9 protein-coding genes and 2 pseudogenes are annotated in these 12,823 nt (G+C 61.8%); 1 reads left to right on the top strand and 10 read right to left on the bottom strand.

The features are described from left to right. Positions 1–37 precede the first annotated feature (37 nt). From D577_RS13865 to D577_RS0100685, 10 genes and pseudogenes are all read right to left on the bottom strand, one after another. Positions 38–469, bottom strand: a pseudogene (locus D577_RS13865) (helix-turn-helix domain-containing protein); the annotation flags it as partial. Between the two features lie 23 nt (positions 470–492). Beyond that, positions 493–1,656, bottom strand: coding sequence for a hypothetical protein (locus D577_RS14210; protein ID WP_155985553.1), 1,164 nt, complete (start codon positions 1,654–1,656; stop codon positions 493–495). Positions 1,657–1,783: 127 nt separating this feature from the next. Further along, positions 1,784–2,737, bottom strand: a complete 954-nt coding sequence (locus D577_RS0100725; RefSeq protein ID WP_018945690.1) for a GIY-YIG nuclease family protein — start codon at positions 2,735–2,737, stop codon at positions 1,784–1,786. Beyond that, entirely contained in the window at positions 2,734–4,113 is a 1,380-nt protein-coding gene (locus D577_RS0100720) for a restriction endonuclease subunit S (protein WP_208854532.1), read from the bottom strand. Before D577_RS0100720 ends, D577_RS0100725 begins: the two co-directional genes overlap by 4 nt. After that, positions 4,110–6,090, bottom strand: a pseudogene (locus tag D577_RS0100715) (N-6 DNA methylase). The gene D577_RS0100720 and the pseudogene D577_RS0100715 overlap by 4 nt, the downstream one beginning before the upstream one ends. A 97-nt stretch (positions 6,091–6,187) precedes the next feature. Then, on the bottom strand, positions 6,188–6,616 hold the full coding sequence (locus D577_RS0100710; protein WP_244263416.1) for a hypothetical protein: 429 nt from the start codon (positions 6,614–6,616) through the stop codon (positions 6,188–6,190). 16 nt (positions 6,617–6,632) lie between these two features. Continuing rightward, positions 6,633–7,058: a hypothetical protein gene (locus D577_RS0100705; protein ID WP_018945686.1), complete on the bottom strand. Its 426-nt coding sequence runs from the start codon at positions 7,056–7,058 to the stop codon at positions 6,633–6,635. Positions 7,059–7,165: 107 nt separating this feature from the next. Beyond that, the gene (locus D577_RS0100700) at positions 7,166–8,197 is read right to left on the bottom strand and encodes a YafY family protein (RefSeq protein WP_018945685.1); all 1,032 of its coding nucleotides are present in this window, start codon (positions 8,195–8,197) and stop codon (positions 7,166–7,168) included. Positions 8,198–8,439: 242 nt separating this feature from the next. Continuing rightward, complete coding sequence (locus tag D577_RS0100690; protein WP_018945683.1) at positions 8,440–9,669, bottom strand: hypothetical protein; 1,230 nt, start codon at positions 9,667–9,669, stop codon at positions 8,440–8,442. Positions 9,670–9,672: 3 nt separating this feature from the next. After that, on the bottom strand, positions 9,673–10,455 hold the full coding sequence (locus D577_RS0100685; RefSeq protein WP_018945682.1) for a hypothetical protein: 783 nt from the start codon (positions 10,453–10,455) through the stop codon (positions 9,673–9,675). A gap of 173 nt (positions 10,456–10,628) precedes the next feature. Here D577_RS0100685 and D577_RS0100680 point away from each other — a divergent pair, with 173 nt between their 5' ends. Beyond that, on the top strand, positions 10,629–12,779 hold the full coding sequence (locus D577_RS0100680; protein WP_018945681.1) for an ATP-binding protein: 2,151 nt from the start codon (positions 10,629–10,631) through the stop codon (positions 12,777–12,779). Positions 12,780–12,823: the final 44 nt, after the last annotated feature.

Here is a 12,823-nt window from a genome sequence, read left to right as displayed (position 1 = left end):
GCGCGCGACCAACTCTGTTAATTGGTTTCCTTTTATTCTACCCAAAGTGACCCTTCACATACTCAACAAGCTTCGGCCCTTCCAGCTTATCCGTCGCCGGATTCGTACGCACGTAGAAGTCATTGCCGTCTAAGTAACAAGGGATCGAAGCTGCGGTGCAATCCACAACCAGAACCGACTTATCATCGACACGAACTATTCTCTGATCAATCGTCGGATAAAATTGTTCCCCAATCCTGTCTCTCAGCCCATTCTTAAAATGAAGCATAAATTTATCCAAACTTCCCTTAAATAGCTTGGTCACCTCAGCGTCCACTCCGCGAACGAAACCCGAGTCGTCCACCCCAACAAGCAATACTCCGCCTTTGGTGTTAAGGAAAGCGGCAATTGTCTTGAACGCAGAAACTTCAATGTATTTCTCGCGCGAACCCTTTCGAACATCCAACGAAAGACTTTCCTTAAACTCAACTGTTGCAGACTCACCCTCACGAACTAAGTTTTAATTCTATCGGAATCTGTAAGTCCACCAATTAATTCCAACATTCCATCTACTTGTTCGGTCACAACGGCCGCATTCTTTGGGTTAACTGCAAGCTCTTTCTTAAATTTATCAATCTCTATCAACAACGAATCGAGCTTTTCGTGCGCCCAAACTATATCTTCCTGCTCCGCCAATTTAGGAATGGCGATTGTGGCCTGAGCAACGTCAGATTTATTAATCCTCTGGATAATGGCCCCGCGCTTCAAAGAACGAAGAACAAGCAGCCCTAACTCAGACCGGAAAAATGCGGATAAATACTTGCTCTTAACCGAATCCGGAAGGACAATCTGGACCACGTTATGGTGTTTTACACTAACTTCCGAAAGTTCATCCGTAACTCTTGGACTTCCCACCACTTGAATGTAAATGGCATTATCCATATCCCGAAGAGACTCGCCACTCTTGACGGTGTTGAGTGTTTTAGCGATGTCCCCGAGCTTTTCGGTCCTATATTCCTTGTACTGAGTCAAAAGCCGCTCAATCTGAACCCTCGCCTTTACGCTTTCAAACCCATCAAACACTTTATTTTCTAGATGGACACCCTCCGCAAACGATCCGGTATGTTGATCTTCGACAAAAGCGCTCGCAACCTTAGTCGCTTGCTCTTTATCCTCAAGCTCAGCAACAAAAAGCCCTTTTCGAGCTTCTCGGCTGATGGCAACGATAACCGGCCTAACGCTTGTTGTTTTGAGCAGCCCTGGCGGCGTATTAAAAACGCCATTTATATAGAAACCCTGATGTTCGAGAATTTCTAAAAAACGAGGACCTTCCGCTAAACCAAACGCTGGAGGCTCAATCATAGCCAGGCAGATTCCCGACGCCTCTAGGAAATCGAGTGCCGCGTAGAGGTCGAGCCAGTTTTTCCGGACTTTAACCGACGGATGAGCGGGTCCGAGAGAGCTTTTTCCCATTCCGAACGGAAGATCAAGGACAATGTAGTCGTAACATTCATCCGGGTCTATTGCCTCGGACCAATCAGAGCCTTCGACGATCTTTTTCGAGAGCGAAAGTCCTAGAGTTGGCGGAGAAGCGGCACTCACGAGAAGAGTTCTTCGCGCATGCATGGCATGCCCCATTCCATCGAGAAATTTCTCTATAACTTCACCCGAGCTCATAGGTTCGTCCTGTTTTCCTAGCCCTAATTAAGACCGATTGTGCGGATCCAAATAACCAGCGTTTTACTCTCGGACGCTGGGAGTACTTTTCACATCCGACGCGAGGCGTTCTCCAACACGTGTCCAATTAGAGTCCTTCGGTTAAAGTATCCGCCGCTTCGGCGACCAGTTGTTCCTGCCATTCGCCGTAGGATTGGCCGGTGTCCTCGCGTTGCCATTCCTTGCGGCCATTTGCGGTTCTTCCGACCACCATAGCAGCGGCGGCACTGGGGCTGGAAAATGCGTAGTCGCGTGAAAACCGCATGGGGCCGTTGCCATCCGGTACGAGTACGCCTTCCTCCACCAGTTGCTCGAACAAGCGCTGATAGCCGTGGGGCGTCGGCCCCACCCACGCCTCGCGAGCCTGTGATCCTTCCAGGACGAAGAACTCGCCGTCCATCTCCTGCCCGTGGGCGGTGATGCCGTTCTTGGGCAGCACCATGCGGAAGCGGGGTGAGGCATCGTCTGAAGTGGGGGCAGGGGTGACGTTGGCTGCCACTTCCCTGGATGGGGGCCGGCTGGCGTCGCGCAGGAACTCGAAGCCCAGCACCGGCAACACGGTCCGGATTTGTTCGAGGAAGAAGGCCATGTCGGCCTGGTCGGCCTCGGGAAGGCCGATGTAGTCGTGACGGGTGCCGTTGGTCAGGGTGCAGCGACCCACGCGTTGGGCCTGCTGGATCAGCAGGCTCTCCAGGACCTTCACGTGGGCCTTGGTCAGGTTCTGGTCCTTGCTGGTGATCAGGCAGACCTTCTCCCAGAAGTCCTTGCCACCCTGATCCTCGGTGCGGTTGTGCTGCTTCAGCCGTTTGCCGACATCATCCGACTCGCCGATGTACACCTGCGGGCGCACGCTGTTCTCCGCATCCGGCCCCACCAGAAAGTAGACGCCGGTGCGCCCGCATTCCGGCCGCTGCACCAGCTCGCTCAGCTTGCCGCGCGGCCCGGTCAGCACATGGCCGGTCCAGTTCATGATCTCCGCCGTCAGCAGCCCGTGCGGGGTGCCATCGACCAGGAACAGCCGGATGCTACGGCCCTGGCTCATGCCCCACCGCCTTGCGCCGAATACTCGGCTCGGTCCTCGGCGACCATTGCCAGCCCCGGTGCTTCCGCCTTGGCCCCAGCCGACCAGCCGCGAACGTCGATCTTGCCGGTGACGGCGGCGGAAATCAGAGCGCTGCGGCGCTCTTCAAGAAGCTCTATCGCTTCATATGCTCCAGATAATAAGGCGTCAATTTGACTAGTAATCCTTCGAAGGTCGCGTTCGATCTCCTCTTGCTCTCCTGTCGGGGGAATGCACACCCATATTTCTTTGGTCTTTTGCTGATTGATTATGCCGATCGTCGATGCGTTTGATAGCAGCTTCATCGGTTCTGACTTCACGGATAAGGAATAGGCCAGGAACCGACCCGAAACATGAGGGCTGGGGATAACTACATTTATCTGCTGGTTTGCCGAAAATTCGATTTCACTAATAGCCACTTTTCCAAGAGTGGCACCGATACCAACAACCAGAACAGAGAGGATCGGGAAAACTTTCGACTCGCCACCCACAATTGATTCATGCGAAACGCTCTTTCTAGCGCTATGCAGGCTCAGATCATCACCAAAATCCCCTGGAGTGAACCACGGTATGCCATTTTTCGGCTCCTCCTCGAATGAGTCTTGGGAAGGCGTACCACCCGTCTGAATCCACTCGACAGCCCGTCTCAGTGGTACAACATCCCAATGCGCCGGCACCTCGCCGAGCCACTCGACGCCGGAGTCCTTCATGGGAACGTTGGGGTCGAGGCCCTTGGTGACGGCGTGGGAGATCACCGCCTGCCGCTTCTCCTTCAGCAGCTCGATCAGCCGCCGCTGCTCCTCGATCAGCGCATCGATCTTCCCGGTTTCGTGGTTGAGGAACGTCGCAATCTGCACCTGCTCAGCTCGTGGAGGCAATAGCACCTCCATGCGCGAATGCTCCTGTGGCTCCAGATCCCACTGGTTCACGCGAATGCCCTTCGACCTTGAAAGATATCCATGAGTGTATTCGTTACACCTGAACAGGTAGTGAAGATATCGAGCGTCTTCTTCGTTCTCATTTGCGTAAACGAAATATGCAGGACTAACAATCCCCCGGTAGTTGGAAATTGCCACCGAACCCTGCCAAGCCTTCATTTTATTGATGGCTAAGTCGCCCACCTCAACCAACTGATAAGGAGCAAGATCCTCGGAGGGTTTATTGAAATTATCGGCTCTAGAAGACTTAGGTATAACCCCGTAGTCTCGGTAAACAGACAGAAGGGTCTCGTTCATAAAACCGGATCGTTTGATCCGCCGAAACAATGTCCATAATGGGCGCGTGCTCCAATGCGACGGCACCTTACCCAGCCACTGGACGCCGGAGTCCTTGTACTCGGGATACTTCGGGAAGCTCACGCCGACAGCTCCTCGATCATCTGCTTGATGCGGGTGGTGACGGCCTTCAGGTCGGCGTCGATCTCCTCCAGCGGGCGCGGGGGCTGGAACACGTAGAAGTGGCGGTTGAACGGGATCTCGAAGCCGACGATGCCGATGTCGCCGTCCTGCTCGTCGCGTTTGTCCTCGTCGATCCAGGCGTCCGGCACGTGCGGTTTCACCTCGCGCTCGAAGTACTCGAACACGTCCTCGCCCAGCGGGACGTTCTCGGTGTCGCGCAGGTCGCTGTCGGACTCCAGGTTGCCCTTGTTGTCGGTGCAGATGTCCGCTTCGGGGTCGCGCTCGCTCAGTGCGCTCCAGATGGACTTGAGGGCCGGGGCGCCCAGCTTGATGCCGAGATCCTTCAGCTCGGCCTTCAGGTCTTTCAGGAAGGCCTCGCGGTTGATGTAGATGCGCTCGGCGTCCAGCCGCTCGCAGGCGGCCTGCACGCCGAGACGGGTGGTCTCGTCGAGCTTCTGGATCGGCTTCTCGGCCAGCATGCGCTGGATACGCTCGGGGCTGGCCTGGAAGTTCAGACGCAGCGGGCGCTCGACGGTGATGCGGCGATAGCCGAAGGACTCGATTGGGAAGAACTTGCTCTTGTCGCTCTCCTCCAGGCTGCCGTAGGTGCGCACGATGGCGTCGATGTTGGCGTCGTCGATGTACTGGCGCTTGGAGCCCAGCGACTTGCGCATCTTGGCGTAGCGGTCGGTCGCGTCGATGAGCTGCACCCGGCCGCGGCGTTCCGCCGGCTTGTTGTTGTTCAGCACCCAGATGTAGGTGGCGATGCCGGTGTTGTAGAACATGTCGGTGGGCAGGCCGATGATGGCCTCCACCATGTCGTGCTGCAGCAGGTAGCGCCGGATCTCGGACTCGCCGCTGCCGGCCCCGCCGGTGAACAGCGGCGAGCCGTTGAGGATGATGCCGATCCGCGAGCCGCCCTTGCGCGGGTCACGCATCTTGCTGACCAGGTGCAGCAGGAACAGCAGCGAGCCGTCGGACACGCGCGGCAGGCCGGGGCCGAAGCGGCCGTTGAAGCCCTTGTGGTTGTGCTCGTCGGCGACCTGCTTCTGGACCTTCTTCCACTCCACGCCAAAGGGTGGATTGGCGAGCATGTAATCGAAGTGCTCCTCCGCGTGCTGGTCGTCGGCGAGGGTGTTGCCGAGCTTGATGTTCTCGACGTCCTGGCCTTTGATGAGCATGTCCGCCTTGCAGATGGCGTAGGACTCGGGGTTCAGCTCCTGCCCGTGCAGGGATACGGTCACGTCCTGGCTGATCTGCTGGACGTACTCCTCGCTCTCGGACAGGAACCCGCCGGTGCCAGCTGTCGGGTCATACACGGTAACGATGCCGTGCGGCTTGAGCTTGTGGTCCTGCCCGGTGAGGACCAGGGAGGTGGTCAGGTGCACCACGTCGCGCGGGGTGAAATGCTCCCCGGCGGTGTCGTTGGAGCTCTCCGCGAACTTGCGGATCAACTCCTCGAACACCAGGCCCATGCCGAAGTTGGAGATGCGCGCCGGGCGCAGGTCGATGGCGGCGAAGCGCTGCACCACCTGGTACAGCAGATTGTGGGCGGAGAGCTGCTCGACAAAGTCCTCGAAGTGGAAGTGATCGAAGATCTCGCGGGCATCCTTGCTGAAGGACTGGATGTAGCTCATCAGGTCCTCGGCCGTCTGCGTATCCGACAGGCTGACCAGCGACAGCGGCGAGGTGTTGAAAAACGGCTGCTCCGATGCGCGCAGCAGCAGCTTCTCCCGCACCGCGTCGGGCTTTTGCGCGTGCTCCCGGGCGGCCGAGAGCACCGTCTCCCGGGTCGGTTCCAGCACGCACTCCAGTCGCCGCAGGAGCGTGAACGGCAGGATGATGCGTCCATATTGAGATTGTCGGAAGTCCCCCCCGCAGCAGATCCGCCACCGACCAGATCCATGCCGCCGTCTCCGAATGGTTCTCCGTGTTCAACTGCTGCTCTCCTGCTCGCGATGTCACTTCCGGAGGAAGGTCATGGGATTTTCGTTATTGTCCAGCAAATCCAGACCGCTCGCGACCTTTGCGGGCGCTATTCCGGGGCCCGGCGCGTCCTCAGCACAACCCCTGTGAGGAGACCGGCGCCCCCGAGCAACGCCATCATTGCCAGATCGCCGGGATCGAACGTTCCGGGCATCAGGCCGAACCGCTGCAGCACTTCGAGGCCCCAAGTCAGCAGAATGCCGATCGAGAGGTAGAAGCCACCCGCAAGGCTACGGAGTGGCCAGATGACGGCAATCACCGCGAACACGGCGAACGCCCACAGCCCGTTCGGCAGGTTGTAGATGGCCCAGTCCGGCATGAGACCCGCCGCCGGACCGAGCAACGCCCGGAGGAAGCGGTAAAGCTCTCCCAGCCCGGCCGATTCCAGCCAGGACACGAAGATCAGCGTCTCCGGCCGGAACCCGATATAGATCAAGGCGCCCGGAAGCAGCGGCACCAGCCCCAGCAGGACGGGCACCGTGTTCCCCGGCTCGTCACTCCGCCTGACAGCCGCGGATGACCACATTGCCGAGTTTTCCACTGACCCGCCCCTTGAGGGTTATTCGATCGCCGGAATCCACGCTGGCCGCCAGACCCGCATCCGACTCCGCAAGCATGCACTGGATCCCCACGATCGGGTTGTCCGTTCCGAACGTGATGTAGGGGGTATCCGCGATATCCCGGCCGATATTGTCGACGGTGCCTGTCACGGCCACGACTGTATCCTCGTAGGTCTGACCTGCCCTCACCTCATTGGCGTCATACTCCGAAAAAAGCTGCTGCGCCGAAACACGGTGTTCGACCTCCATCTCCGCAACCTCACGTGAGGCGCCTTCCTCGTCGTAACTGCCCAGAGCCAGAACAAGCATCGGCGATAGCAGCCCGATGGTGAGCAGATGCCTTTTCGTTTTTTGCTTCATATAAGTCCTTTTCCGAGGTCGTGGTGCATCGCATGGTGAATCGTCCGGGCGACAATACTCGTCGCCCGGACGACCAGGGGTCTGTTCGGTGGACCAAAGGGATGAGTTCAGAAGCGCGTGCCGCGATATTGGCCCACTGCATCGTTCAGCTCCTTCGCGATCGCCTCGCGCAGGTGAACCGGTCCCAGCACTTCCACCCCCGCACCCAGGCCCAGCAGCCACCACTTCAGGTGCGCGGTGTCACGTACGGTTGCAGTGACGCGAGAGCGCTCGCTGTCCGCTTCAGGCTCGATGATCTGGTCGTCGGACAGGCAGGCCTCGTGCAGGTGGTACGCCAGCGCGGGGTTCACCCGGAGTTCGATGCGAATGGTTTCGCCCTCGGGGTAATCGAATGCGCCCTCCTGGATGAGCTGGTCGAGGGCGAAGCCGGCGTCCGGATCGCGCGCCGGCATCTCCGTCAGGGCCGCGGCCTCGACCCGGTGCACGGCCAGATGCAGCACGTCCTGGTGCGGTGCGATGGTGGCCAGCAGGTAGGTGACGGGCTCGCGGAACACCAGCGCCAGGGGGTGGATGCGGTGGTCTCGGATCCGATTCTTCGAGCGCGAGCGGTAGGTGATATCGAGGCACCGGCGTTCCAGCAGGCCCTGCTGCACGGTCGCGAACACGCCTTCCGGGATCGCCGGCGGATCCAGTGGCGGCCCGTTGGGGAGAATGCGCACCCGCTCGGGCCACAGACTCAGGCCGGACGACTGCCCCGTAGCCTCCAGCACCTCCCGCGCCCGCGCGACCTGCGGTTCCAGCCGTTCCCGGGCGGACGGGGGCAGCAGGCGTGATGCGTGAGCATCCAGGATCTGCAGGGTGAGCGCCGTCTCGGGGTCGAGCGCGGGCACATCCTGCAGCGGGGCGTCGGCCAGCCAGTACCAGCCGTACGGACGGTCCCGCTCGTCGCGCCCCAGCGGCAGGAATGCCGACAGCGCTTCGAGATCCCGTTCGATGGTCCGCAGGGTCGTATCCAGTCCCCGCGCCTGCAGGCGTTCAACCAGTTCCGGCGCACTCACCCGGCGGGGCTGTCGCGGGAGCATGCCCAGCAGCAGCATCCGCCTCTGCAGCGTCGCGCGCATTCCGTTGCCCTGGGTCATCTCCCCTCTATCCCCTGCCCGTGTGTATGCCGGCTCACGTTGGAGCCTGACAGTCCGACGCCGGGCAGGCGGGCAAGACAGGCCCTCGGATAATCCATCACGTCCCCCTTCCCATGGGTCTGATCAAGCTACAGCCTCCGCCATTCAGACGTCCATTCGCGTCGCCCGGGTCGTCGACTGCTCCATTCCGAGCTCCCCTTTACCGAGATGCTGCCTGCCGACCGTGCGGACGGCAAACCCCGTCACGTTCCACCGAATATCCGGAATGAAGCGGTGTCCGTCGATACCTGCGAATGCTCCCCCACCTGCTCGCCCCATGCATCGAGAACGGCATCCAGATATCCATCCAGTGACTCGTTCGCCCGGCATTTCACGGCCTCCCGTTCCGCGAGCAACGCCCATTCCAGTTCCTGCGTGAGTTCCGCGGCCCTCACCTGCTCCTGCCGGTATACCTGGACACCCTCGGCGCCGGTCGCGAGCACGAAGACCGTACCCCCCACTACACCCGCCATCGGCCCGGTTTTGACAGTGGCAAGGGTCGCCGCGCCCGTTTGCGCGACAATGCGCGCAGCCGGGGCTCTCATCCAACGTGCAGCCGCCTTGATGCCGCCGGCACGCGAAGCCTGTACCGTCGCGGAACGCTGCAGCACGCGCCGGCTCAGGGGCAGGGCACCCACAGCGGACGTGGCTACTAAGGTTTTACCAGCTACCCAAGCACCGCTCTGCGAAAGCCGTTCGAGGTCCTCACTGACCCACTGCTCAAGCTGCGCCGACAGTCCCGACAGCTCAACGTCCGCTTCGACCTGTTCATCGACGCGGGTGGCTGACGGTTCCCGATCCAGTACGTCCGCAAGGTGGTGCGTCAGGCGTGCTCCCGATTTCGCGATTTCTGCGGGCAGCACCTGTTCCCGGAGGTGCCGGTCCGCCCGATCCAGGTGTTCCTGGATCCGGGATTCTTCCTCCAACAAGGTCCGGGCCTGTTCATCCAGATACTCGTCGAGATCACCAAAGAAAGGCAGCGACATTCGTGTGGCCCAGCCGCCGAACGAGTGGTATTCATCAACGAACGCCGGAACCTGATCGATCGCGGCCTCGAAGGCCCAGTCCACGCCGGTGTGGTACTCGTGCTGCAGGCCCCGTCGAATCCGGGCCTGCTCGGACTCGAGGCTCGCGCCCGCGTTCGCGCGCACCCGATCGACCCCTTCTTCGCCTTCGATTTCCCAGGCCGCCCCACCGACGACCACCGTCAGGGTCTTCGATTCCAGGGCCTTGTCGATGCCCGGCACCACGAGGGCCAGAAAACCAACGGCGATCACCGCGAAGAAGGCCCCCAGGACAAGACTGATTTTCCGGCTTCGAGCATCGTCCTCCGCCGACGCCGTCGGTTCCTCGGGGGATTCCGACTCGGTTTCGGCCCCGGCGGAGTCATGCTCCCCCGTCTCGCCGCCTTCGTCCCATTCCCGCTCATCCATGGTCTACCTGCCTTTTGCGAAGTAACACAGTCCCATCAACAGCCGCGACCACGCCCAGGCCGCACCCAGGCTGGCCAGAAAAACCAGGATCCAGGCCACCAGCACCCATGGCCCGCCGGTCTCGACGCTTCCCACCAGGTTCTGCATGGCCCAGTAGCTCAGTTCCGTAACGTAGACCATGGCCCGCAGGACGGGGTCCAGTAGATGACAGTTCCATCCGGGCGAAGTCGCCACCGTTTCCAGAACGCGTTCGTATGGCTCGCTGCGGTAGTACGTCTGCTCGGCAATGAGATCCAGAATCACGAGGAAAGGCGTCAGGATCGCGACGTTCAGACGCACGGCCAGAACCCTCGAGAGTGGCTCGAGCCATTGGGGAAGAACCTCCGGCTCCAGCCATCGCCGGGCCCGTACGGCCAGAAACAGGAACACCGGGATATTGAGCGCAAGAAGGACCCATTGAGGGCTCGCCCAGCGATGAAGCTGGACCAGCAACAGAATCGCGAGGAAAAATCCAACCCCGGCACTGACCAGGCGCATCAGCAACCCGGGCCGAACCCACCGGGCGAGGGCTCCATCCTCTCGCAGATACTGCCGCGCCCAGGCCCGCCGGCGCGTCTTTCGGAACTCGAACAGCCCATGCCCAATCACGCCGGCCACCACGGCCATCGGCAGGATCGCCAGCCAGCATGGCAGGATCGGGAGGAGCTGAACGCTCCCCCCGAGCACGCCTGCAGCCGCTAGAATCAGCAGCGCCGATCGCATGGTGTTCGGGCGTACCCCCGTCATCCCGCCGCTCCTGGCACCAGCGCCCTCCTCATGTTGCGGAGTAACCATCGTCCGTTATGCCCGGAACATGGGCAAGGCTTGGCGGCAGTACGGGAGCCGCGCAACGAGCACACGTCAAAAACCGTCGCCTGGCTGTGCAAGGCTGGAGCTCCATTCGTCGAGGAGTCCAGGCCATGCCCGTCAGCAAACGCCGCCGCTCACGCAAGTCTTTCCGCTCCGCCCGCCGGGGGGAGTTGCCCGGCAACCTTGGAGGCATCCGGGCCCTCTGGGCCCTGCGTGTCCTGCGCCATGCCCTGACCATGGACCTGACCGGGACGCTCCTGCGTTCGCTGGATGACGACATGCTTCAGGCGCTGGGCGTGGACCACGACGGAGACGTCTGGGACGACACGGAACGGGTGGAGGCGGTCATCGAGCGGGCCGACGCCGTCGAACAGCAGGCCGGCCCGTTGCAGCGGGATCACCCAATCGCCCGCAACGTCCGTCTTTTCGGGGAGCCCCTGGGCCTTTCGGAATGCGAACGCGAGGTCCTGCAGATCCTGGCACTGAATGCCTCACATCATCCTTTCGCCTCGTTGCTTTCCAGCGTGCGCGACGCGGTGGACCTGACCGCGGAGGAAATCGTGGCGGTCGCCCTGGCCCGTTCGCTTCGTGAGGTCCGGGAAACCCTGTCGCCCCGCAACACGCTGGTGCGTTCCGGCCTCGTCGAAACCGAGGGTCGCGGCATGCTGATGTCGAACCAGCTCGGTTTCGACCTGCTCGGCGATCTGGCGTCGGAACTGGTCGGTCGGATGGAGTCGGCCGAGCCGGTCTTCAGCGCGTTTTTCCGCCCGATGCCCGAGCCGGAGGGGGATCAGATGGCCCTGGCCCACCTGGAGCAGCCGCTGGCACGGCTGCGGGCCCTGCTCGGCCAGGCCGCTTCGCAGAACGTTCCGGGGGTCAATATCCTGCTCTACGGGCCACCCGGCACCGGAAAGACGCAGCTCGTGCGGCGCCTCGCACAGGAGCTCGGGCTGGAAGGCCGCGAGGTCAATCACGAGACCCCCGATGGCACACCGATGGACGCGCCGCACCGGCAGCGGGCCTATCAGCTCTGCCAGTATCTCCTGAGGCGGGCTTCCCGCTCCCTTGTCGCCTTCGACGAGATCGAAGACGTGTTCGGGCAGGATCCGCTAGCCGCCCTGTTCGGCAACACCCGGCGGGGACCGCGTACCGGCGGCAAGGCCTGGACCAACCAGATGCTCGAGGATAACCCGGTCCCGGCGATCTGGATCACGAACCACCCGGAGCAACTGGATCCGGCCTATCTGCGGCGCTTCGATTTCACCCTGGAGGTCGGTCATCCTCCGCGCTCCGTCCGCCGCGCCCTGATGGCGCGCGCCTGCGAGGGGCTGGAGGTCAGTGACGAATGGCTGGACCACATGGCTGGCATCGAGGGCCTCACCCCGGCCGAGATCCAGCGCTCCGCGCGGGTCGCACGCCTGCTGGATCAGGCCGCCCATGGCGAATCGGCGGAATCCGTCATCACCGACCATCTGTCCGAGCAGGCCGAGCTCCAGGGGCGGCCCCCGCTTGCGATGCCCCGGGCGAACGCCGCGCTGGAATACGGTCTCGAGAACCTCAACACGGAAGGGGACGTGGATTCGGTCCTGGAGGATCTGGTCGTCGCGGGGTCCGGTTCCCTGCTGGCTCACGGTCCTCCGGGGACCGGCAAGACCGCGCTGGCCCATCACCTGGCACGGCGGGCGGACCGCCCCCTGCGCAAGCGGACCGGCTCCGAGCTCATCTCCCCCTACGTGGGCCAGACCGAGAAGAACCTCGCACGGGCCTTTCGCGAGGCGCGACGGGAAGGCGCGGTGTTGCTGCTAGACGAAGCTGACAGTTTCCTGACCGACCGTTCCGGCGCTCGCCACTCCTGGGAGACGACCCGCACCAACGAACTGCTGGTCCAGATCGAGGCGTTCAGCGGGATCCTGGTGTGCGCCACGAATTTCCTCGAAGCGCTGGATCCGGCCGCCCTGCGGCGGTTCGACCACAAACTGAACCTGCGTCCGCTGACCATGGAGCAGCGGGTACGGCTGTTCGAGCGACTGGTGGAACGGCTTCAACCGGTCGATGCCAGCGATGGCTGCGCCACGGAATCCGCCCGCGCAACCGTCCAAAGGCTCGATGACCTCACACCCGGCGATTTCGCGACGGTCGTGCGAGCGCATACCCGCCGGCAGGGTACCGGCGACCTGACCCAGGAGGCCCTGGCCGAGGCCCTGGCGGCGGAGCAGCGCATCAAGCCCGGGGCCGGACGCCGCGCGGCGGGCTTCGCCTGAGCCCACACCCCCTCGAACGGATCGGGGCCTGACGGCCCGTGGAT

The sequence above is a fragment of the Thioalkalivibrio sp. AKL17 genome (assembly GCF_000377885.1).
GTDB classification, from domain to species: domain Bacteria; phylum Pseudomonadota; class Gammaproteobacteria; order Ectothiorhodospirales; family Ectothiorhodospiraceae; genus Thioalkalivibrio; species Thioalkalivibrio halophilus.
Note: the sequence above shows the minus strand (reverse complement) of the source record. Positions and strands in the feature narration are given on the sequence as shown.

Coding starts and splice junctions, on each gene's coding strand:
- D577_RS0100700 (WP_018945685.1), bottom strand. CDS start 8,197: ATGACCCAGGGCAACGGAATGCGCGCGACGCTGCAGAGGCGGATGCTG.
- D577_RS14210 (WP_155985553.1), bottom strand. CDS start 1,656: ATGAGCTCGGGTGAAGTTATAGAGAAATTTCTCGATGGAATGGGGCAT.
- D577_RS0100680 (WP_018945681.1), top strand. CDS start 10,629: ATGCCCGTCAGCAAACGCCGCCGCTCACGCAAGTCTTTCCGCTCCGCC.
- D577_RS0100725 (WP_018945690.1), bottom strand. CDS start 2,737: ATGAGCCAGGGCCGTAGCATCCGGCTGTTCCTGGTCGATGGCACCCCG.
- D577_RS0100705 (WP_018945686.1), bottom strand. CDS start 7,058: ATGAAGCAAAAAACGAAAAGGCATCTGCTCACCATCGGGCTGCTATCG.
- D577_RS0100685 (WP_018945682.1), bottom strand. CDS start 10,455: ATGACGGGGGTACGCCCGAACACCATGCGATCGGCGCTGCTGATTCTA.
- D577_RS0100690 (WP_018945683.1), bottom strand. CDS start 9,669: ATGGATGAGCGGGAATGGGACGAAGGCGGCGAGACGGGGGAGCATGAC.